Source organism: uncultured Tenacibaculum sp. (assembly GCF_947495995.1).
In the GTDB taxonomy this organism is placed as follows: Bacteria; Bacteroidota; Bacteroidia; order Flavobacteriales; family Flavobacteriaceae; genus Polaribacter.
Window position 1 is genome coordinate 64493 of sequence record NZ_CANMAX010000012.1, and the last position, 21579, is coordinate 86071.

At 30.6% G+C, this 21579-nt stretch carries 22 protein-coding genes; 14 read left to right on the forward strand and 8 right to left on the reverse strand.

From position 1 onward, the window contains the following. The first annotated feature begins 1 nt into the window (after position 1). Complete coding sequence (locus Q1A15_RS19720) at positions 2-421, forward strand: VOC family protein (protein WP_299627968.1); 420 nt, start codon at positions 2-4, stop codon at positions 419-421. An 80-nt stretch (positions 422-501) separates the two neighbouring features. Here the strand turns inward: Q1A15_RS19720 and Q1A15_RS19725 are convergent, their stop codons facing one another. Together Q1A15_RS19725 and Q1A15_RS19730 are read right to left on the reverse strand one after the other, a co-directional pair. After that, entirely contained in the window at positions 502-1551 is a 1050-nt protein-coding gene (locus Q1A15_RS19725; protein ID WP_299627970.1) for a hypothetical protein, read from the reverse strand. 32 nt (positions 1552-1583) lie between these two features. Further along, positions 1584-3827: an IPT/TIG domain-containing protein gene (locus Q1A15_RS19730; protein ID WP_299627972.1), complete on the reverse strand. Its 2244-nt coding sequence runs from the start codon at positions 3825-3827 to the stop codon at positions 1584-1586. 274 nt (positions 3828-4101) lie between these two features. On the opposite strand from Q1A15_RS19730, the gene Q1A15_RS19735 reads away from it, so the two are divergent. From Q1A15_RS19735 to Q1A15_RS19750, 4 genes are all read left to right on the forward strand, one after another. Continuing rightward, the gene (locus Q1A15_RS19735) at positions 4102-7380 is read left to right on the forward strand and encodes a S41 family peptidase (RefSeq protein ID WP_299627974.1); all 3279 of its coding nucleotides are present in this window, start codon (positions 4102-4104) and stop codon (positions 7378-7380) included. A 19-nt stretch (positions 7381-7399) separates the two neighbouring features. Continuing rightward, positions 7400-7744, forward strand: a complete 345-nt coding sequence (locus Q1A15_RS19740; protein ID WP_299627976.1) for a 5-carboxymethyl-2-hydroxymuconate Delta-isomerase — start codon at positions 7400-7402, stop codon at positions 7742-7744. Between the two features lie 222 nt (positions 7745-7966). Then, complete coding sequence (locus tag Q1A15_RS19745; RefSeq protein ID WP_299627978.1) at positions 7967-8842, forward strand: RluA family pseudouridine synthase; 876 nt, start codon at positions 7967-7969, stop codon at positions 8840-8842. Between the two features lie 158 nt (positions 8843-9000). Next, positions 9001-9297 (forward strand): hypothetical protein, encoded by a 297-nt coding sequence (locus Q1A15_RS19750; RefSeq protein WP_299627981.1) that lies wholly within the window; start codon positions 9001-9003, stop codon positions 9295-9297. A gap of 59 nt (positions 9298-9356) precedes the next feature. Here the strand turns inward: Q1A15_RS19750 and Q1A15_RS19755 are convergent, their stop codons facing one another. Further along, entirely contained in the window at positions 9357-10832 is a 1476-nt protein-coding gene (locus tag Q1A15_RS19755) for a PLP-dependent aminotransferase family protein (protein WP_299627983.1), read from the reverse strand. Between the two features lie 82 nt (positions 10833-10914). On the opposite strand from Q1A15_RS19755, the gene Q1A15_RS19760 reads away from it, so the two are divergent. From Q1A15_RS19760 to Q1A15_RS19775, 4 genes are read left to right on the forward strand one after another with little or no spacing between them, the layout of a single operon-like run. Next, complete coding sequence (locus tag Q1A15_RS19760) at positions 10915-11433, forward strand: DinB family protein (RefSeq protein ID WP_299627985.1); 519 nt, start codon at positions 10915-10917, stop codon at positions 11431-11433. Between the two features lies 1 nt (position 11434). Beyond that, entirely contained in the window at positions 11435-12025 is a 591-nt protein-coding gene (locus tag Q1A15_RS19765) for a DJ-1/PfpI family protein (RefSeq protein ID WP_299627987.1), read from the forward strand. Positions 12026-12029: 4 nt separating this feature from the next. Next, the gene (locus tag Q1A15_RS19770; protein ID WP_299627989.1) at positions 12030-12572 is read left to right on the forward strand and encodes a GNAT family N-acetyltransferase; all 543 of its coding nucleotides are present in this window, start codon (positions 12030-12032) and stop codon (positions 12570-12572) included. 3 nt (positions 12573-12575) lie between these two features. Beyond that, a complete protein-coding gene (locus Q1A15_RS19775) occupies positions 12576-13235 on the forward strand; it encodes a pyridoxamine 5'-phosphate oxidase family protein (protein ID WP_299627991.1) in 660 nt (219 codons plus the stop codon). Positions 13236-13240: 5 nt separating this feature from the next. Here the strand turns inward: Q1A15_RS19775 and Q1A15_RS19780 are convergent, their stop codons facing one another. Further along, on the reverse strand, positions 13241-13462 hold the full coding sequence (locus tag Q1A15_RS19780; protein ID WP_299627993.1) for a hypothetical protein: 222 nt from the start codon (positions 13460-13462) through the stop codon (positions 13241-13243). Between Q1A15_RS19780 and Q1A15_RS19785 the strand changes: the two genes are divergently transcribed. Both Q1A15_RS19785 and Q1A15_RS19790 read left to right on the forward strand, forming a co-directional pair. After that, on the forward strand, positions 13461-14366 hold the full coding sequence (locus Q1A15_RS19785) for a hypothetical protein (RefSeq protein WP_299627995.1): 906 nt from the start codon (positions 13461-13463) through the stop codon (positions 14364-14366). The genes Q1A15_RS19780 and Q1A15_RS19785 overlap by 2 nt on opposite strands. Continuing rightward, positions 14366-15640, forward strand: a complete 1275-nt coding sequence (locus Q1A15_RS19790) for a hypothetical protein (protein WP_299627997.1) — start codon at positions 14366-14368, stop codon at positions 15638-15640. Before Q1A15_RS19785 ends, Q1A15_RS19790 begins: the two co-directional genes overlap by 1 nt. 55 nt (positions 15641-15695) lie before the next feature. On the opposite strand, the gene Q1A15_RS19795 is transcribed toward Q1A15_RS19790, so the two are convergent. After that, on the reverse strand, positions 15696-16100 hold the full coding sequence (locus Q1A15_RS19795) for a hypothetical protein (RefSeq protein WP_299627999.1): 405 nt from the start codon (positions 16098-16100) through the stop codon (positions 15696-15698). Positions 16101-16109: 9 nt separating this feature from the next. Then, positions 16110-16274, reverse strand: a complete 165-nt coding sequence (locus Q1A15_RS19800; protein WP_299628001.1) for a hypothetical protein — start codon at positions 16272-16274, stop codon at positions 16110-16112. A gap of 64 nt (positions 16275-16338) precedes the next feature. Between Q1A15_RS19800 and trmD the strand changes: the two genes are divergently transcribed. Together trmD and Q1A15_RS19810 are read left to right on the forward strand one after the other, a co-directional pair. Next, positions 16339-17019 carry a tRNA (guanosine(37)-N1)-methyltransferase TrmD gene (gene trmD / locus Q1A15_RS19805; RefSeq protein WP_299628003.1) on the forward strand — a complete coding sequence of 227 codons (681 nt, stop codon included), beginning with the start codon at positions 16339-16341 and terminating at the stop codon, positions 17017-17019. 144 nt (positions 17020-17163) lie between these two features. Further along, a complete protein-coding gene (locus Q1A15_RS19810; RefSeq protein ID WP_299628005.1) occupies positions 17164-18636 on the forward strand; it encodes a glycosyltransferase family 39 protein in 1473 nt (490 codons plus the stop codon). Here the strand turns inward: Q1A15_RS19810 and Q1A15_RS19815 are convergent. Beyond that, positions 18626-20125 (reverse strand): glycosyltransferase family 39 protein, encoded by a 1500-nt coding sequence (locus Q1A15_RS19815; protein ID WP_299628007.1) that lies wholly within the window; start codon positions 20123-20125, stop codon positions 18626-18628. The two genes, Q1A15_RS19810 and Q1A15_RS19815, sit on opposite strands and share 11 nt — an antisense overlap. Further along, positions 20125-20805, reverse strand: coding sequence for a phosphatase PAP2 family protein (locus Q1A15_RS19820; RefSeq protein ID WP_299628009.1), 681 nt, complete (start codon positions 20803-20805; stop codon positions 20125-20127). The genes Q1A15_RS19815 and Q1A15_RS19820 overlap by 1 nt, the downstream gene beginning before the upstream one ends. Before the next feature lie 261 nt (positions 20806-21066). On the opposite strand from Q1A15_RS19820, the gene rplS reads away from it, so the two are divergent. Further along, positions 21067-21414 carry a 50S ribosomal protein L19 gene (gene rplS, locus Q1A15_RS19825; RefSeq protein WP_299628011.1) on the forward strand — a complete coding sequence of 116 codons (348 nt, stop codon included), beginning with the start codon at positions 21067-21069 and terminating at the stop codon, positions 21412-21414. Positions 21415-21579: the final 165 nt, after the last annotated feature.

Sequence of the window (21579 nt, forward strand, 5' to 3'; positions counted from 1 at the left end):
AATGATACAACCTTTTCATATAGCCATACCTGTTCAAAATTTAGAAAAATGTCGTACTTATTATAGAGATATTTTACAATGTGAAGAAGGTAGAAGTGCAGCACATTGGGTTGATTTTAATTTCTTCGGACATCAATTAGTAATTCATCAAAAAGAAAACTTTATTCCAACAAAGTCAATTACAAATCCTGTTGACGGTCATGATGTACCCGTTCCGCATTTCGGAGTTGTATTATCTTGGGATGATTGGCATAAATTAGCTGATCGTTTAAAAAGTTTAAACGCAAAATTTGTAATAGAACCAACTATTCGTTTTAAAGGAAAAGTTGGCGAACAAGCAACTATGTTTTTTAACGATCCTGAAAATAATGCTTTAGAATTTAAAGCCTTTAAAGATATAAGTCAGCTTTTTGCTAAGTAAAATAAAAACACCATCACTTTTTCAAAGATTAAAAGAAATGATGGTGTAAAATATTTTTGAATAATATACTGTATTAGAAATTAAATACTTTCTACAGCTTTTAAAATCTTATCTTTTTCTTGACTATCAAAATGCTCTAAAAAACTCATCAATTTTGACTCTTCTTGCTTTTTAATTAAATCAAAATCAACACTAAATGGAGTTCCATCGTAATATCTAGCTTCAGTTCCTGGTCCGTCAGGAGAACCATGATCTGTATCTATAGATTGTCTCCATCTCCAAGCATGACTCGCCCATTCATTCTGATTTACAAGTTCTGGTTCTGTAAACCAAACATTCCACGTAAGCACGTTCTTTTCTTGCAACATATTACCAGAACCTAAGTTGAAAACATCCATTACTAATGCATTAAATTCGTCAACTATTGGATATCCTGTTTTTACAATTGGACCTATTTGAACTTCTAAATTCCCAACAGTCCAAGCTTCAGCTTCGTGTTTAGCAAAATCTGGTATAGGAAAACCTGTACTTACCCCCTTTCTTACTGGAAATACAGGCTGATCTGGATCTCCATTTTTATGAGTTGTAACCATAATCGCTTGAGATTTAGTAAAAGGAAATGGAAAACGAGCATCTTGTAATTTATCCCACAATAACTTCTGAATTCCAGAAACTATCCAACCTTCTTTCGATTTTGGTGGGCTAAACCATATTTTCCCTACAACCCCCATTTCTGCCGCTAATTCTCGGTTATCTTCATTAACCCAACCTCTGGTTCCTGTAACTGTTACTTCTACATTTAATGAACCAAAAAGTGGTGATGTAATTCCTTGTTGTGGACAAATAATAGAATATACTCTACCTTCATTTGTATATCCAATTCTTGAAATATCTGGTGCAAACATTTGATAGCATCGTTTTGGATCTGCAGCTCCCATTTTTGTTTCCCAGCTAAATTCTGGCCATTTTACAGCTTGCTGACGTTGTAATCTTCCAATATTTAACATGTTATCAGGCATTGGTAACGAAGTTAAATTCGGATTTGGGTAAGCAAATTCTGGATTAGAACTTGCAAAACCTCCAACCCAACCAGCTGGAATATTTAAAATGGTTTGATTTTTAATTTCCATGATATATTTAGTTTTAATTAAGGTTCATTAGTTTATTTTGTTTTCTTCCAAACACCTAAAATTAATTTAAGTTTATCTGTTTTCTTAGGGAAAACTCCTGGAAATTCTGAAGGAACTTGCGGCTGATTTCCTTGATTTCCTCCAATAGGATTTTCATCATAAGAAAAACCATAAGCTCTAGCCATATACGTTCCTCTAGCTGATTTTACTGGATTTTTAGGAAGTGAGAAAATAGTATTCGTTCCAACTTTTGCTGTATGCATAAAATATGAGAACATGTTTTGTGGTTGCCCGGCTGGATACCATTTTGTTTCATCTCCCCAATTTTTAGTTGTTCTTCCTGCTGAAGTTATATCTGAAAAACTTAATAAAGCTACACCTCTATTTAACGCTGTAGTTATTTGATTCTCTAATCCTTTTACAACTACTTGATCATTTGCATTCGCATATCTAAAAGCTCCATCTGCAAATAAACCAATGCCTGCAAAAGTCATATGTCCTGCTGAGTAATAATAATTTTTAGGTGCTTTTGAAAATTGGTATTGAAATTTATTCGGATAATCTGTACTAGTATTTAACGTAACCGATGTAATTGTTTTACTAGATTTTGTAATTGCTGTTATTTTTGTGGTTCCATCTGTAGAACCTCCTCCATTACATACATACATTCCAACTTTTAAACCACAATCTAATGGTAACGGATTTGTAAAAGTCAATACATTATTCTTAATTTTTCCAAAAATTGGCTGCATGATTCCCTTAGTTGCATCTTTATACGAAACCACAGAAAAACCAACTGGATTAAATACATGTAGCGTTGTTGCATTAGAACTTGTAAACTCTAAAGCAGAATGTGTATTGGTTGTTCCAGGAAACACTTTTGTTACTGGAGTTACCTCATAATTTCTAGCAAATTCTCCAACACCATTTTGCCAAATATTCATTTTCATACTTTTACTTGTAAATAATTGCTGAATAGCTTTATTAAACACTGTATCTAAAGCATTTGTATTATTGTTTAAATACATACCTGGATTTAATAATACAGAAGATTCTCCTTGAGGTGTATACACTAAATCTTTGTATCCTTTAGAAACATCTTCCTGTCCTAAAAATGTCTGATACGCAGTTATAACTTCATTCCCACTAACTCCAGCGGTCTGACCTACTCTATCTAATTCTTTGCCAGATTTATCTTCAGCAACTATAGAAACAGGAAAGAAAAATCCATCAACAAAAGAAGCATCTATGTATAAATTTTGATCATTTAAAAATGTTGCCTCTATATAACTATATTGTGGAAATTGAGTTTGAGGCGGATTGTTTACTTGATATACATTTTTCCCTGAATTACTGTATTTAAAACCTAAATTTCCATTGGTAGTTGCACTTGAATTATCTTGGTATGTTTTTCTAGTATCTTTAACAAAGAAATAAATTCGAACTCCATTTATTTCGTTTTTATTTGATAAGGAAATATCTGTAATTTCCTTACCTAACTCATAAGATTCTACATATCCTGTTTGATTTGAAAACTTTTTGAAACTACCTAATTTGGTACTCTTATCTAGCGCGAGATATTTTTTTGAATCTGTACTATATCCTAATACGTATACTTTATAATGTGAATCTAAACCTGTAAGATTTTCTAGAGATAAATTATAAGTGTCTTTTATCGACTTGCTTCTATACTTAAATTGAAAAGGTACCGATACATATTGTGCTTGAACATCTACAGATACAGTTACATTTCCTGCTACATGTGCAGGATTTACAACTTTTATTACAGAATCATTTACAGATATTGGTGTATTTCCAGATGCTCCAAATTTCACATAAGTTGCGCCTGAAAAATACTTTCCTTTAATTGTAATTGTCTTTCCTCCTTTAACAGAAGTACTATCTGGACTCATCGTATTTACCTCTGGTAATTTATACTCAAATTTTTCTGGTGCATATATCTTAGTAGCATTTTTATTTAATTCTAAATACACTGAAAAATCTTGAGCATGAGATCGCTTTGGTGTAGTAAAAGTTATTGTAGTGCTATCTACATAATTAATATTTGACACTCCTACTCCATTTGGATATTTTGTATTTTTTAAAAAGACTCCAACAGATTTACTTTGATCAAATCCACTTCCCTTTAACGTTACTAAAGTTCCTCCTGCCAAAGAACCTTTAGACGGACTCATACTTATTATACTTTGTCCTGAAATTACTGTAATTCCTATTAAAAAGAAAATACATGCATTTGCTAAGTTTCTATAATTCATTGTTCCCATGTTTGATGTAGTTTAGTTTTAGAATTACCATCTTGTAATCTATTACTAAATTAGTCTGATAAAACATGCTTTACCTTGGAGATTTCCTTAAACGCAGATAGAATTGGCATGAAAGTATGTTTTTCTGGAACAAAACTTAAAATCAAAACACATCATGAATTTATTAATTAACTCACTAAAAAACAGTACTGCTTTAACATATTCTTCACGCTTTTAACTTTTGGTTTCACTACCTTTATTTACTTCATTAACCAAATAAAATATCATGAAAAAAATTCTCATAGTTATGGCTTTGACAATTTTCTATTTTGGAAATTCTCAAGGCACAAGACTATTAAGACAACCTACTCTTTCGCAAAACGAAGTTGTTTTCGTTTATGCAAATGATTTATGGAAAGCTTCACTAAATGGTGGAGATGCTGTTCGATTAACCAGTGACGATGGTTACGAGTCTAATCCACATTTTTCTAACGATGGAAAGATGATTGCATTTACTGCTCAATACGATGGAAATACCGACGTATTTGTAATTCCTGCTGATGGTGGTGAACCTAAACGATTAACTTATCATCCAGCTGGTGATTTTGTCCAAGGTTGGACTCCAGATAACAAAATATTATTCCGTTCAGGAAGAGAATCAAGACCAACTCAAACTAATAAATTCTTTACTGTTTCTCCTAAAGGTGAAATGCCTACAGCTGTTGAAATTCCAAGAGCTGCTTACGGAGAAATTTCTTCAAACGGTAAATACATTGCCTATACTCCTATTACAAGTTGGGATGCAGAATGGAGAAATTACCGAGGTGGACAAGCAATGCCTATTTGGATTGTTGATTTAAAAACAAAAGCTTTACAAACTACACCACAAAAAGATAAGGAAAGACATTTAGATCCTGTTTGGCACAACGGTGTTGTATATTATTTATCTGAAAGAGATTACACAAGTAACATTTGGTCTTATGATCTAAAAACAAAGCAAGAGCGTCAAATTACATTTCATAAAAAATTCGATGTAAAAAGTTTAGATGCAAATGCTAACGGAATTGTTTACGAGCAAGGTGGATATATTCACTTTTTAAATCCTGAAACTAAAGCAACAAGACAAATTCCGATCAATGTAAAAGGAGATTTAAATTATTCAAGAACACGTTGGATGAACGTTTCTGGTAGAAACTTAACAAACCCAAATGTATCTCCTAAAGGAAAAAGAGCGATTTTTGAGTATCGTGGAGAAATCTTTACAGTACCAAAAGAAAACGGAACTTGGAGAAATCTTACCAACTCTCCTGGAGTTGCAGATCGTTCTCCTATTTGGTCTCCTAAAGGTGATAAAGTAGCTTGGTTTTCTGATAAAAATGGAGAATACGAATTAGTATTAGCCGATCAAGATGGTCAAAACCAACAATATATTTCGTTACCAAATCCGACATTTTATTTCAGACCAGATTGGTCTCCTGATGGAAAACACATCGCTTATACTGATACTGATTTTAATATTTGGGTAATTAATCTGGATACAAAAAAGACTTTTAAAGTAGATACAGATCGTTATGCACATCCGAATAGGTCTATGAATCCTGTTTGGTCTCCAGATAGTGATTGGATTGCTTATGCAAAACAAAACGATAGTCACTTCAAATCTATTTTTGCTTATCAAATAAGTACGAAAAAGAAAATTCAAATTACCGATCCTATCGCTGATGCAATTTCTCCTGTTTGGGATGCTTCAGGAAAATACATTTATACACTTGCAAGTACCGACTATGGATTACAATCTGGTTGGTTAGATATGAGTTCTTACGATCCTAGTGTTTCTAGAAGTTTATATGCTGTTGTTTTAAATTCTAAAGATAAGGCTCCGAATTTACCTAAAACAGATGAAGAAGCTGTAAAAAAAGATACAAGTTCTTCAAAAGAAAAAAAGGGGGCTAAAGGGAAAAAAGACAGTAAAAAATCACCAAAAAAGAATAGTAAAAAGGTAAAAGTTACTATAGAAGAAAATGGAATTTTTAATAGAGCTGTTGCATTAAAATTACCTGCTAGAAATTATTTAGGTCTAACAAAAGGACCAAAAAATAAAGTCTTTATTGCTGAAGCTGTTCCAAATACACCAGGAATTACAATGCATTCTTATGATGTTACTAAAGAGAAAGCAACTGTTTTTTCTAAAGGAGTTTCTGGAATGGTGACTACTGAAGATAGAAATTCTGTTTTATTATCAAGTCGTGGTAATTGGAGTATTGTTAGTAGTAAAGCTCCTGTGAAAGGAACAAAAGGTAGATTAAAAACTAATCTTAAAATCAAGGTAGATCCAAAAGCTGAAGCACATCAAATCTTTAAAGAAGGATGGAGATATATGCGTGATTTCTTATACGTTGATAATGTTCATGGTGCTCCTTGGGATGATGTTTACAAATGGTATGCGCCATGGATTAATCATGTAAGACACAGAACAGATTTAAATTACGTTGTAGATATTATGAGTGGTGAAGTAGCTATTGGTCACTCTTATGTTTCTGGTGGAGATACGCCAAGAGTTAACAGAGTTCCTGTAGGATTATTAGGTGCAGATTTAGAACAAAGCAAAGGATTGTACCGTTTTGCTAAAATCTATAAAGGAGAACGTTGGAATCCTAATATTTCTGCTCCACTTGGTTTACCTGGAATAAACGTGAATAAAGGTGATTATCTTATTGAAGTAAACGGTGTGAAATTAACTAGTGACATGAATCCGTATCAGTTATTAGAACAAACAGCTGGACGAGAGATTTATATCAAAGTAAATTCTAAACCGAGTTCAGACGGAGCTAGATCTATTTTAGTAAAGCCTACTTTTAGTGAACGTTTCTTAAGATCTATCGATTGGGTTGAAAGCAACAGAAGAAAAGTAGATAAATTATCTAACGGGAAACTTGCTTACGTTTATGTTCCAAATACTTCTGGACCCGGATTTACATCTTTTAACCGCTATTACTTTTCTCAACAAGATAAAAAAGGTGCTGTTATCGATGAAAGAAATAATGGTGGTGGATCTGCAGCTGACTACATGATTGATATTATGTCTCGTGATCTAATGGGATATTTTAACAGTAAGGCTAATGATCGTAGACCTTGGACTACTCCAATGGCTGGAATTTGGGGACCAAAAGTTATGATTATTAACGAACGTGCTGGTTCTGGTGGAGATTTACTTCCGTATATGTTTAAGTTTAAAAAAATTGGACCGCTAATTGGAACAAGAACTTGGGGTGGATTAGTTGGAACTTGGGATACTCCTCGTTTTATTGATGGTGGTAGAATGGTTGCACCTCGTGGAGGATTCTTCGATGTTGATGGAAAATGGGCTGTAGAAGGCGAAGGTGTTGCTCCAGATATTGAAGTAATTCAAGATCCTAAGAAAATATTACAAGGAAACGATCCGCAATTAGAAAGAGCAGTTCAAGAAGCTTTACGATTATTAAAAGGAAACGAATTCCAATTAAAACCAGAACCAAAAGCTCCAATTCGTTCTAAGCGACCAAGAGGATACGAAAAAGAAAAATAAATTATATAAAAATATTATTATGCCACATTTTGTAATTGATTGTTCAGAGCATATTATAAAATTGAAATCTCCTCAAGAGATTATACAACAAGTTTACGATACCGCAGATGCTTCAGGTTTGTTTGCCAAAGGAGATATTAAAGTGAGAATAAATTCTTTTCAATATTATACCGTTGGAAATACTTCTGATGATTTTATCCATGTGTTTGGAAATATTATGGAAGGAAGAACATCAGATCAAAAGAAAAAGCTTTCTGAAAGTATTGTATCAACATTAAAATCAATGTTTCCAGATGTTCCAATTATCTCGATTAATATCAGAGATTTTGAAAAAGCAACATACTGTAATAAAACTATGGTATAATTAAAATCTTTTCAATTATCGTCAACCTGAACTTGTTTCAGGTTCTCATAAAAATGATTGATAACAGTATGAGATTCCGAAATATTGAAATAAATTCAGCACAAGTAAATTCGGAATGACGTAAAGTTTTAAATTAGATTTAAAACTAAAAATACAAACGAAGTTGAAAACTATTTTTCAGCTTCGTTTTTTTATACCATCTTGCCATAAAATTAATTCTACTTGAAATTAAAAGAGCAACATAAAGTACCTCAACTAGAACAATCGATACGTTTACAAGAATATGGAATTGGTATTTTTACTACAAATCCGACTAGATCTGGTTTTAAAAAGGCCATTAAAAAGGGATTAGTTCTTGTAAACGGAAAAACTGCAACCACTGCTCTATTTATAAACGGAGGTGAATTAATTGAATTGTTTCAAGAAGTATCGAATAAAAAAACATTTAATTTTCCTTTAGAAGTTATTTTTGAAGATGAATATCTTGCTGTAATTTTTAAACCTGCTGGAGTTTTAGTTAGTGGAAATTCGTTTGCAACTATTGCTAACGCTTTAGAACAAAACTTAAAAAAAAGTACACTTGAAGATGCAGTAATACCTCGACCTGTGCATCGTTTAGATTATCCTACAAGTGGATTGTTATTAATCAGTAAAACGAATACAGCAACAATAGCGTTGACAAAACTTTTTGAAGAAAAACAAATTGAAAAAACGTATCACGCTATAGCTATTGGTAAAATGAAATCTTCTGGAGAGATTACAATTCCAGTAGATGAAAAAGAATCTAGATCATTATTCTCCGTTTTGCAAAGTATTCCATCAAAAAAATATACATTTCTTAACTTAGTAGAATTACATCCAAAAACTGGACGAAGACATCAACTTCGAAAACATTTACATGCTATTGATAATCCGATTTTAGGTGATAAAGATTATTATATCGAAGAGTTACTTTCTTATGGAAATGGATTGTATTTACATGCTTCAAAATTAGAATTCACACATCCATTCACTCAAGAAAAAGTTAGTTTAACTTGTTTACCTCCCAAGAAATTCTCAAGAATCTTCCCTCAAATAAAAACACACATAAAACAATAATAATCAACAAATAAACAGGGTTTTAATTATAAAATTTGATTCTATACCATTTATTTCTTCTTCATTCCACAAAATGGAACGCTTAAAGCATTTATATAAAAATCTTTCCTTTTATTTCTGAACTTTACTTCACATTTAACCTCATAAACACAAATAAAATGGCAACAAAAACTATTTATGGAACAGTTTCAAGTAATGGTTCGATAATTTCTGGATCAGGTTTTATCGTTCAAAAACAAAACACAGGTACTTATTTAATCGATTTTGAACCTGGATTCTCTCAAACTCCTGCAGTAGTAGGAAGTCAAACAGGATATGGAAGTATTGATGAAAACCCACTAGACAACGTTGTATTTCCTTACATTAATCAAGGATCTACTACTGCATTAACTGCAGATTCTAGTGGACACAAAAAAGATCGTCAATTCAGCTTCATCGCTATTGGTGAGCAATAAGATTAGTTTTATAGATTTTTAGTTGAATGAGTGCTTTTAAAGGCACTCATTTTTTATTATTAATGTTTCAGTTTTTGAAATGTTAGTTTTAATCTCTTTATCAATTCTAATAATTCATCTTCTGATTTACTTGCAAATCCCATGCGTATTGAATTATGATTTGTTTCTGCCATATCGTAACGAGAAATATTTCCTATTTCTAACTTATATTCTCTTGCTATTTCAGAAACCTGTTTCCAATTATAATTCTTGTTTAGAATCAACCAAACAGCCATTCCACCTTTGGGTTTTTTAAAACTGAAATATGCGCTTAATTCTTCTTTCAATAAATTACAAAACAGATCACGTCTCTTTTCATATACTTTAAGTACTTTTCGTATGTGACGATCTAAATCTCCGGACTTAATAAACTCGGCAAAAGTTAACTCTTGTAACGCATCTCCTTGTCTATCTACAAAACCTCTAATTTTTGAAGCTTCATTAACAAACTCTTTACTCGCAATTAGATAACCAACTCTAAAAACCGGTGCTACTGTTTTACACACCGAACCGATATAAATAACATTCTGATGTACATCATGACTTGCTAATGGTAATATTGGTGCGTGATTGTAGTTAAAATCATAATCGTAATCGTCTTCTATAATTGCAAAATTGTACTTCTTTGCTAAATTCAATAAACAAATACGACGTTCAGCAGATAATGTTACCGTAGTTGGATGATGATGATGAGAAGTTACATACACTCCTTTTATTTGCTGAGATTTACAAATCTTCTCTAAAGCAACCGTATCTATTCCATTCTCATCAACAGGAACTCTTAAAACATTAGCTTCTTGATATAAAAATGTAATATCTGCAGAAGCATAATTTGTTGCTCCAACCACAATTACATCATCTTTTTTCAATAGTAATTGTGCAGATAACCATATTCCCATTTGACTACCTCTCGTAATCAAAATATGATCTTTACTAATATTCAAACCTCTGGTTTCATTCAAGTAATTTGCAAGTACACTTCGAAGTTGTTCATTACCTTGAGTAGATATATATCCCAGATGTTCCGTAATATTTTTTCTAGCAGAAATTCTTCTATAGATTTTTGCTAAATCCTCTGTAGGCGTTAACCTTCCATCAGAAACTCCATCATCAATATATAACCAACCTTCCTCCTTCTTTATAATTTTCCCAGGTAAATTCGATTTATAATACGAAAATCCGACTTGGTTTACATGGTTAGAAATTTCACTTTCTTTATAATCTTCAGATTTTAAAAGCGGTAAATTCTCAGGTACAAAAGTTCCTTTTTTGGGTATGGTTTCTAACCATCCTTGCATTGCTAATTCTTCGTAACAAGCTACAACAGTTTTTCTGTGTACTTCTAATAATTCTGCTAGACTTCTGGTTCCTATTAATTTAGTTCCAGACGGAATTTTTCCCTCTTTTATTAAATGAATGAATTGATTCGTTAACTGTAAAAACAAAGGTTCTTTGCTTTTTCTATTAATGTGTAAACTTGTTTTATAAGGAAACATCTGGACTATCAATTAAATTAATTCTGGACTAATACAACACACCATAAATGTATTATTTTTGAATGAAAATAAGTTTAAATCCATGAAAAAATTAGAAGTTTTACCTCATGAATATGATGAATATTACGGAAGATATATTCGTAAACTTTCTGATGATACTACTTTAATCGATAGTTTTTCTGAAGGCGCTCTTAAAACCTATGATTTCTTTAAGAGTATTACTAACGAGAAACTAGATTATAAATATCAACCAGAAAAATGGAGTGTTAAAGAGATTTTTCAACACTTGATAGATTCTGAACGTGTATTTATGCATAGATGCTTTCGAATTGCAAGAAGAGATACTACTCCTTTAGCTGGATTTGATCAAAACATTTACATATCGCCTTCAAGTGCTAGTAATAAAAGTATAGGTGATTTATTAGAAGAATTTAAAATTACTCGTGCCAATTCTATACAGTTATTAAAATCATTAAATAACGAAGATTTATCTTTCATAGGAAATGCTAACGGAACTAAAATGTCTGCCAGAGCTGCTGCATTTGTAATTCCTGGTCATGATATTTGGCATATAGAAATTATTAAAGAACGATATTTATAACATGAAAAAAACAGTAGGCATATTTATTTTTGACAATGCAGAAGTATTAGATTTTGCTGGACCATTTGAAGTTTTTTCAGTGACTTCGGAATTAAATAATTTTGAATTATTTGATGTTTTCACCGTAGCAAAAACCAAAGAGGTTATTTCTGCTGTAAACGGATTATCTGTAAATCCGAAATACGATTTTAATGATTGTCCTAAAATTGATATTCTAATTTTAGCTGGTGGAGACGGAACTAATCAAGCTATACAAGATCAAGAAATTATCGATTGGATTGCTAAAACAGATCAAGAAACAGAAATTACAATGAGTATTTGCTCTGGTTCTCGATTCTTAGCAAAAATTGGAGCTTTAGATAAGAATCCGTATTGCACACATCATTTAGTTTATGGAGATATGGAAAAATTAGTTCCTTCAGGAAAACCTGTTACTTATAAACGCTATGTTCAATCGAACTCAAAAACATATACTTCTGGTGGAATTTCTGCTGGCATTGATTTATCTTTTCATATCGTTGAAAAAATTCATGGTAAGAAAACAGTAGAAAAAACGGCAAAGTACATGGAATATATAATTAACGAAGCTTAGTATTATGAATGCGACAATATCACATACAGATACAATAGAAATAAAACAAGGAACAGTAAGAGATCTAGAAACTTTAGCCTTATTAGGTAGAGTTACATTTAGAGAATCTCATGGTGATTATATTGAAGATAAAACAAACTTAAATGCTTATCTAGATAAAGCTTTTTCTGTTGAAACTACTAAGAAAGAATTAGAAGATAGCAACAACGTATATTTTATACTATATAGAAATCAGCTCCCTGTTGGTTATGTAAAATTAGTTTTAAATGCTCCTTCAGAATTCATAGAAAACCAGAATTGTTGTCGTTTAGAGCGTATTTATGTTTTAGATGAATTTATCACTCATAAATTCGGATTAGAACTTTTTAAGAAAACTGTTGCAAAAGCAAAAGAATTACAGTTCGATGTTATGTGGCTTACAGTATATATTAAAAATACAAGAGCCTTTAACTTTTATGAAAAAAATGGTTTTGAAAAAGTCGGTAGTATTTCTTTTAAAATCAGCAAACAAGGTTATGAAAATCCAATTTTAGCTAAAAAATTATAAACTATGGGAACTTTTGAAAAAACGAAACTTAATAGAGTAAAAAGAGGTCAGAATAGAGCTATTTACGATACTGAAGTAATTCATCAAATTATCGATGCAGGATTTATTGGACATGTTGGGTATATTTATGATGGATATCCTATTAGTATTCCAATGGCTTACGCTAGAAAAGACGATAAAATATATTTACACGGATCAACAGCAAATCGAATGTTAAAAGCTATTCTCGATTCGGGAAAAACATCTATCAACATTATGCATTTAGATGGATTGGTAATTGCTCGTTCTGGATTGCATCATTCTGTAAATTATCGTTCTGTAACACTTTTTGGTGAAGTAAAAGAAATTACTGACGATCACCTAAAGACAACATTTATAAAAGATATTGTAGATCAAATGATTCCTAATCACTGGGATACTTTACGTCCGATGCATCAAAAAGAATTAGATCGTACTATGGTTATTGAATTTACTATTAGCTCTGCTTCAGCAAAAGTAAGAGCCGAAGGTGTTAACGATGAACCGGAAGATTACGATTTACCATATTGGGCAGGTGTTATACCGGTGAAACAAATTTTAGAAGCACCTATTGCAGATAAAGGTTATCCTTCTACAATAGCTATTCCAGAACATATTACAGCGCATTATAATAATTTTAAATAGAGAAATTAGTATTCTCTTTTAAAGACTATTAATGCTACTGTTATTACCGAAACATATAAAATTACTCTAGATACAATCCAAGGAGTTTTACTTTTATGATTCTTGAAATATTTTTCAAGAATCATATCTGTTAGGACAAAAGCTAATCCAACTACTACAATAAAGTAACCCAATTTATAACTTACCATAAAGCTAAAATACGCAGTTTTTTCAGTAATTTGCAGCATGAAAAAATTCGATATTGTAATTCTTTCTGAAAGAAGATATGTGAATCCTGTAAAAGTAGACGATTATGTTAAAAACCTTTTACTTGAGGATGATTTGGTAAAAAAAGCATTAGAAAAAGAAGGGTTAAAAGTTACTCGATTGTCTTGGGACGACCCTGATTTTAATTGGTCAGATACTACATATATTCTTTTCCGCACCACTTGGGATTATTTTGATCGATTTACAGAATTTTCTGCTTGGTTGAAAAAAGTAAGTCAGCAAACAAAACTGATTAACTCAGAAGCTATTATACGCTGGAATTTAGACAAACATTATCTTTTAGATCTTCAAAATAAAGGAGTTCATATTTGTGAATCTTACTTTGTAGAAAAAGGTGAAACTGCTAGTTTACAAGAAATAGCTACAAAATATAATTTAGAAAACTTTGTGTTAAAACCTTGTATTTCTGGTGGAGGAAGACATACGTACAAAATAACTTCTAAAACAATTGCAACTCACGAAACTACTTTTCAAAAGTTAATCGCAGAGGAAGCTTACATAGTACAACCATTTCAAAAAAATATTGTTGAAAAAGGAGAAATCTCATTAATTATTATCAATGGAGAATTTACTCACGCTGTTTTAAAAATCGCAAAACCTGGTGATTTTAGAGTTCAAGATGATTTTGGAGGTACTGTTCACAATTACACTCCTACTTCTGAAGAAATTGCTTTTGCTGAGAAAGCCATTAAAGCTTGTAACGAATTACCATTATATGCTAGAGTAGATATTTTTACTGATAATGATAACAAATTAGCTATTGCAGAATTAGAATTGATTGAACCTGAACTTTGGTTTAGAAATCACCCTGAAGCTGCAATTAAACTTTCACAACCTATAAAACAATTAATTACACCGAACTAATGAAAAAATTCTTAAAAGTTATAGGAATTCTATTACTACTAATTATTGGAGTGCTTACATTTTTATATTTTAAATATGACGAAGCTTTACCTAAAGGAAAACAAGGTGAAGAAGCTGATGCTTTAGCAAATAAAATGTTAGTAGCTCTACAACATGAAGCTTTCGAAAATACAGAAATTTTAGAATGGTCTTTTGTTGGGAAACATTTTTACAAATGGTACAAACAAGAAGATAAAGTTGAAGTTTCTTGGGAGAAAAATAAAGTAGTTTTAAACACTAAGAACCCTAACGAAAGTGAAATTTTTGTCGACGGACAAAAATCTGATGATAAAACATTAATCAAAAAAGCTGAAGCTTTTTTTAATAACGATAGTTTCTGGTTAATTGCTCCGCATAAAGTTTTTGATAATGGAGTTGAAAGACGAATTGTAAAATACAACGATAAAGATGCTTTACTGGTAACATACACTTCTGGTGGAGATACTCCGGGTGATTCTTATTTATGGATTTTAAATGAGAATGGTTTTCCTACGCATTATAAAATGTGGACTCAAATTATTCCTATCGGAGGTGCTGGAGCTTCTTGGAGTGATTGGACAACTACTGAAACAGGATTACAACTTCCTACAAAGCATAAGTTAGACGGAATTGGATATGAAATCAGCATGGGAACTCCAAAAGCTTCTAATCCAAAATCTGATGGGTTAGCAAATAAGATCTTAAAAGCTATTAAACACGACGCTTACAAAACAACAAATACTTTAGAATGGAGTTTTGGTGGTAGAAGAGCTTATAAATGGAATAAAAAAGAGCATATTGCTGAAGTGACGTGGGATTCTACTATGGTGATACTTCATCCAAATAATATTGAAAAAAGTACAATTTATTTTAATGGAAAATTATCTGAATCTAAAGATAAAGCAATCATTAAAAAAGCTGAAGATTACTTTAATAACGATAGTTTTTGGTTAGTTGCTCCTCATAAATTATTTGAGTCTGGAATAATTCGTACTGTAAAAGAAGTAGATGGAAAAGAAGCTTTACTAGTAAAATATACAACTGGTGGAACAACTCCTGGTGATTCTTATTTATGGACTTTGGATGAAAACTATATTCCAACAAGTTATAAAATGTATGTACCAAGTATGAAAATGGAAGGTGTTCCTGCTACTTGGGAAGATTGGATTACTACCGAAAGCGGAACTTTATTACCTAAAATGCATCGTTTTGGAAAAAATGGTGAGTTAAGTATGGGAGAAGTTAAAGGATACTAACAATAGTAAAACATCAATAACCTTAAACCTTCGTATCTTTTAGATATGGAGGTTTTTATTTACAATAAATTAATATTAGTAAAATTGTTGAAGCTATTCCGCCGATGATATTAAATGACAATAACAAATGGTCTAGTTTATTTTTATTCTTCCATAATACAGCAAACCATAACGCAAAAAGTAAAGCTATAATGATACCACCCCATTCATAAAAAAGAGGAAGAATACAAGAAGCGATAAACAAACTTGCTACTGTGATTAAGATAAAAGGAGTTACATTTTTTTCTTTTTTAAATATTGAAAGAATAGAAACTACACCAAATGTAAAAAGAAAAATCCCCAACAATATTCTATAAAAATTGATGATCCAATCTCCTTCGTAAGAAAACATCAAGATGATAATTGTAATAATTATAATCATTTGATAAAAGCTTAACCACTTATTCAGTTTTTTAATCATAATTACTTCTTAAGAAATCTTGAACAATAACCAAAAAATGATTTTCAATAATTGAAATCCTAAATAAATAGCCAATGTTCCAATTAAATAAAACTTAAAGAACTCACCTATTCTATCTAAATAAGAAAAGAACTTTTCAATATAGTAAAGTAAACGATCAATAATTGTTTTCATAACGGCTGTAAATATAAATAAACTATGTTTGACTTGTTCATCTATAAAATCCTACTTTTGCAGCATGCGAGTAGATATTATTACAGTTGAGCCAGATTTAATTAAAAGTCCTTTTCAAAATTCAATGATGAAAAGAGCCATTGATAAAGGATTAGCAGAAGTTCATTTTCATAACTTAAGAGAATTTGGATTTGGAAATTACCGTCAAATAGATGATTATCAATTTGGTGGTGGTGCTGGGATGGTATTAATGATTGAACCTATTGCTAAATGTATCGAAGGATTATTAGCAGAACGTAAATATGATGAAATTATTTACATGACTCCAGATGCGCCAACTTTAAATCAAGCTACTGCAAATACATTATCACTTAAAGAAAATATTATTATTCTTACTGGTCATTACAAAGGTGTAGATCAACGTGTAAGAGATAAATATATCACCAAAGAAATTTCTATTGGAGATTATGTTTTAACTGGAGGAGAATTAGCAGCTGCTGTTTTATGTGACGCTGTTATCCGTTTAATTCCTGGAGTTTTAGGAGATGAAACTTCTGCCCTAACCGATTCTTTTCAAGATAACTTATTATCACCACCTGTTTACACAAGACCTTCAGAATATGAAGGTATGAAAGTACCTGAGGTTTTACTTTCTGGGAACTTTCCTAAAATTGAAGAATGGCGTTCTGAAAAAGCTTATGAGCGTACAAAAGAAATTCGCCCAGATTTATTAGACGAGGAGTAAATCTATTTATTCAAGGAAAAATACCCGAATAATTGCATATTCTATTAAATATTTCTTAAAAAAAAGAGAATTCAATATTTTTTAGTAAAATTGCATTGAACTCAGCTAAACCTGTAGATCTTTTAAGCTGGTTCATGAAAAACTATGCTTAATTATTTTAAAAAGAATCCTGTAATAACTATTATTATTGGATTTCAACTCTTTAGGTTTATCCTATTACCTTTTATGGGATTAATGCCTCAAGATGCTTACTATCAGTTTTATGGCGAAAATTTATCGTTCTGCTATTTTGATCATCCTGGCATGATAGGTTATTTTCTCCGCTTTTTTACTACAATCCTTGGCAAATCTGTCTTTGTAATTAAACTCACAGATTTTATAATTACTACAGCAACATTACTTAGTTTTTACAAACTAGCTTCTCTTTTTCTATCTAAGAAAAAACTAGAAAGCGCTATGTTAATTATCATATCAACGTTTTTCATTTCAATTTTGTCTTACAATTCTACTCCAGATGTCCCGCTGTTATTATTCTGGACATTGAGTATTTTATTATTATACAAAGCGATTTTTGAAGAAAAACGAGCACACTGGATTTACGCTGGTGTAACAATCGGACTCGCTTTCAATAGTAAGTATACAGCTATTTTACTTCCTTTAGGTTTATTTGCTTTTTTATTGTTTTCAAAAAAATACAGAAAACTAATTGTTTCACCATGGCTTTGGCTTTCTCTAACAGTTGCTTTCATTATTTCTTTTCCTGTTTGGTGGTGGAATTATCAGAATGAATTTGCATCTTTTATGTTTCAATCTTCAGAAAGAACATCAGACATTTCTAAACTTACTTTTTCAAGTAGAACATTTTTTGGTGCTATTGGTCATCAATTATTATTATTACTTCCTTTATTGTTTGGTATTTTTATCTTCTTTTCATTCAAATACATCAAACGATTTCTTTTAAAGTTTAAATTACCTAGCAATAAGATATTATTCTTACTTACTTTTTTTATACCTACATTTTTCGGATTTCTTTCTTTAGCTCCCATTTATTGGGTAAAACTTAATTGGCTTATGCCTTCTTACATTACAGGAATTATTATCGCCAGTCTTTTTATGAGTAAACGATTGATTAAATATCAATTAATCTTTTCTATGTTTTTACATCTTTTGATTGCTATACAAGTTCTTTTTTATGTCTTTCCTGTGAAAAGCGATGATACTTGGGTTGGATGGGAAGAACTTGCTTTAGAAATAGAAAAACTACAAGAAAAACATCCTGCAACTTTTGTTTTTTCTAATGATAAATATAAGACTACGGCTGCTTTAAACTTTTTTATGAATGATCGAATTTATGCGCAGAACATTATAGGTTTACCTGCTTTACATTTCGATTATTTAAACGATGATTTAAGTAAACTAAACGGCTTATCTGCTTTTTATGTTGATTCTGACAAGCGTTTCAAAAATGAAAACAAACAAGGAAAAATGTCTTGTCCGCAGTTACCAAAATATTTTGAAAAGTACACAGAATTAGAACCTATTATTATTTCTTATAATGGGAGAAAAGTGCGAAAATTCTGGGTGTATTTATGTGAGAATTACAATGCTAATCCTTAGTTAATTCATATAAAAAAATATATTTAACTATATGATTTCCTCTTATAATAGGAACGGTTTCTAACATTTCTATTTTTGAATATTCTTTACTGTATAACTTATAAGGATTTTTGAAATTTCTACTGTCTGTTATATACAAAACTCTATTTTCCAATGCCGGATATTGCTTATTAATCCAATAATATTTGTGAATATCTTTTAAAGTTCCCACTCCGTAAACTTTCATTTTATTAGGCCTTGCGATATAATAATCGATATGTGCTGCAGGATACCATCGATTTGTTATTATTGGTAAATCCGTTAAGTTATGTTTTATAAATATTTCAGATAGTTTTTCTGAAGCTTGTTCCCAACCATACATATCTAAAATTGCGTCTTTTCTACCTAAACGCTCTTTAGTTTTAGAAGTATTTTGAGGAAATAAAAATCCTGTATTAATCATCACAGATACAAAAATCAATAGAATAAAAAAGCTCGACATTCCAATAGTAAGCTTTTTAATTATTCGCTTTTTCTCTGAAAGAAAAACTGCTAATAATGGTAACAGTGTTAAGTATGAAACTCCTGACCAATGTGGCAACGTATTTCTAGAAATAGACAAATAAATTGTGGTGAAAATTAACGGTAATGAACAACTAAAAAAAATGAAAGTAGTTTTTGATGTTAACTGAAATCTTTTCTTTTTTAAAGCTATCAACATTAAAACAAAGACAACAATGATATACGGATTGTTGTATACAAACTGACCTAAAATTTCTCTTAAAAAAGAAATCTTATTAAAACGGAAGCCAAAAAATGAAACACGATCACCATGAAATTTATAACTGATAAAATCATTTAAATAATTCCAGTAGAAAATCATGGCAATTGCTAAAATTGGAAATATAAATCCGAGATAAAAAACTGACTTTTTCAACCATTTCTTGTTTTTAACTACAATAAATAAACTAACACCAAAAACAAGGTAAATAGCCTGATATTTAGAATAAATTGCTAGTCCAGAAAATAAAAAAGCTAACAATAACTTCGGATACAATTTTCGATCCGGTTCTTTTGGTAAAACTTGAATAAAGAAATAAAAACTCAATAACCAAAAAAACACCAAGGGCGCATCTGGTAAAATAAAAGTACCCGCAATTACAAAACCATAAATATGAATATTATATAGTAATACTGAAACTAAACCAACTTTTTCATCTTTCAAATACTTTCCTATAAGAAAAAGTACATACATGGATAAACTTACAGGAATTATAGCTGCTAATCGAATTATTACTTCTGTATCGAATAATAAATCAAGCGTAAAGAACTGTATAAAAAAACCAACCATTGGAGGATGATCAAAATGACTAATATCTGGATATTTAGCATACAACCAATAATACACTTCATCATTTCCAAACTCTAAACTATTCCCTAAGTAAATTCGTAAAAACGTACTGATAAGAATTACTATAATTACAATTCTTTTATAATTAAGTTGTTGCATTAATGAATTCTTTTTCTTTCAGGAAAAAATAAACTCATGCTTACAAAAGCTATGAAAACTCCTAAAATAGAACCAACAAATATGTCTATTAAAAAATGTTGAGATAAATAAACTCTTGAAAAACCAGCAATAACAGCAAGGAAAACCCAAACATATTGAGAAATACATTTTCTAAAATACAAGCAAAGAATTGCAAAGATTGCAAAGGCTGTCATTGTATGACCTGATGGAAAAGAATTCCAAAAAGCCATTTTAACACCGTCGATAATATGTAAGTTTTCCAAACCTAAAAATTCTGCTGGTCTAGGAACTCCTTTAAAAACAACTTTTTTAAAGAAATGAGTAATCAATAAAGTTAAAAAACCTCCAACCATAAAAACTAAAGCCATTTTTCTTTTTACAAAAAGGAATAATAAAGTTAGAACACCAAACATAATTCCGTCTCCTAAAAAAGTAGAATATTTAAAAAAGACATCAAAAAAAGAAGAATGATATCTGTTCATCTGTAAATGTAAATCTGCTTTCTTATACAAAACAACTGATAAAGCAGCTGCGAGAAAAAAGACAAAGTAGATAATTAATACTTCTTTTCTAATACTTTTTACATACAACAGAAAAGAATTAAAAAAACGTTGAATCGAAAAACTTAGAGTTCTCTTCTTATAAATTACAGTTTCCATACAATAGTTTTTAGCATGCTGTAATATATTTCTAGTAGTTTTCTTTTGATTTAAGTCTCTTTTAATAAATCATCATTTACAAAATCATTATTAACTATTAATCAATAATTTAATAACACCAATCCTGCATCTTTTTACAGTAATTTAATTTCAAAAAATATATTTTAAATAAAATAAACGTCTTATATTTGCACTCGCAAAAACAACCTCTGACGAGAATCGTGAATGTTGTTTTGTTTAAAACCGCAATTTTTATAACAAATGGATTTAATTAAATTTGTTCAAGACGAATTCGTTACAAAAAACGATTTACCAGAATTCGCAGCAGGAGATACAATTACTGTATACTACGAAATTAAAGAAGGAAACAAAACTCGTACTCAGTTCTTTAGAGGAGTTGTAATCCAAAGAAGAGGAAGTGGTTCTTCTGAGACTTTTACTATTAGAAAAATGTCTGGAACTGTTGGAGTTGAGCGTATCTTCCCAATTAACTTACCATCAATCCAAAAGATTGAAATTAATAAAAGAGGTAAAGTTCGTAGAGCTAGAATCTATTACTTTAGAGGTCTTACTGGTAAGAAAGCAAGAATTAAAGAAAGAAGAATCTAATCTATCTTTTAGAAATAATAAAAAGCGATGTTTTAAACATTGCTTTTTTTTTGTTTCATATACAACAAATACGAAATAAGAGTTAACTTTTTTTTTAATAAGAAATTAACAATAAATAAATCAATTGTAATACTTAAATTTGCATCACTTCAAATTAAAATAACT

Bases quoted from the DNA above. Each gene is read 5' to 3' on its own strand.
- Q1A15_RS19795 (WP_299627999.1), bottom strand. From the start codon at position 16,100: ATGATTAAAAAACTGAATAAGTGGTTAAGCTTTTATCAAATGATTATA.
- Q1A15_RS19800 (WP_299628001.1), bottom strand. From the start codon at position 16,274: ATGAAAACAATTATTGATCGTTTACTTTACTATATTGAAAAGTTCTTT.
- Q1A15_RS19810 (WP_299628005.1), top strand. From the start codon at position 17,164: ATGCTTAATTATTTTAAAAAGAATCCTGTAATAACTATTATTATTGGA.
- Q1A15_RS19780 (WP_299627993.1), bottom strand. From the start codon at position 13,462: ATGCTGCAAATTACTGAAAAAACTGCGTATTTTAGCTTTATGGTAAGT.
- Q1A15_RS19755 (WP_299627983.1), bottom strand. From the start codon at position 10,832: ATGTTTCCTTATAAAACAAGTTTACACATTAATAGAAAAAGCAAAGAA.
- Q1A15_RS19790 (WP_299627997.1), top strand. From the start codon at position 14,366: ATGAAAAAATTCTTAAAAGTTATAGGAATTCTATTACTACTAATTATT.
- Q1A15_RS19815 (WP_299628007.1), bottom strand. From the start codon at position 20,125: ATGCAACAACTTAATTATAAAAGAATTGTAATTATAGTAATTCTTATC.
- Q1A15_RS19720 (WP_299627968.1), top strand. From the start codon at position 2: ATGATACAACCTTTTCATATAGCCATACCTGTTCAAAATTTAGAAAAA.
- Q1A15_RS19785 (WP_299627995.1), top strand. From the start codon at position 13,461: ATGAAAAAATTCGATATTGTAATTCTTTCTGAAAGAAGATATGTGAAT.
- Q1A15_RS19820 (WP_299628009.1), bottom strand. From the start codon at position 20,805: ATGGAAACTGTAATTTATAAGAAGAGAACTCTAAGTTTTTCGATTCAA.
- Q1A15_RS19740 (WP_299627976.1), top strand. From the start codon at position 7,400: ATGCCACATTTTGTAATTGATTGTTCAGAGCATATTATAAAATTGAAA.
- Q1A15_RS19725 (WP_299627970.1), bottom strand. From the start codon at position 1,551: ATGGAAATTAAAAATCAAACCATTTTAAATATTCCAGCTGGTTGGGTT.
- Q1A15_RS19735 (WP_299627974.1), top strand. From the start codon at position 4,102: ATGAAAAAAATTCTCATAGTTATGGCTTTGACAATTTTCTATTTTGGA.
- Q1A15_RS19730 (WP_299627972.1), bottom strand. From the start codon at position 3,827: ATGAATTATAGAAACTTAGCAAATGCATGTATTTTCTTTTTAATAGGA.
- Q1A15_RS19770 (WP_299627989.1), top strand. From the start codon at position 12,030: ATGAATGCGACAATATCACATACAGATACAATAGAAATAAAACAAGGA.
- Q1A15_RS19750 (WP_299627981.1), top strand. From the start codon at position 9,001: ATGGCAACAAAAACTATTTATGGAACAGTTTCAAGTAATGGTTCGATA.
- Q1A15_RS19765 (WP_299627987.1), top strand. From the start codon at position 11,435: ATGAAAAAAACAGTAGGCATATTTATTTTTGACAATGCAGAAGTATTA.
- rplS (WP_299628011.1), top strand. From the start codon at position 21,067: ATGGATTTAATTAAATTTGTTCAAGACGAATTCGTTACAAAAAACGAT.
- trmD (WP_299628003.1), top strand. From the start codon at position 16,339: ATGCGAGTAGATATTATTACAGTTGAGCCAGATTTAATTAAAAGTCCT.
- Q1A15_RS19775 (WP_299627991.1), top strand. From the start codon at position 12,576: ATGGGAACTTTTGAAAAAACGAAACTTAATAGAGTAAAAAGAGGTCAG.
- Q1A15_RS19760 (WP_299627985.1), top strand. From the start codon at position 10,915: ATGAAAAAATTAGAAGTTTTACCTCATGAATATGATGAATATTACGGA.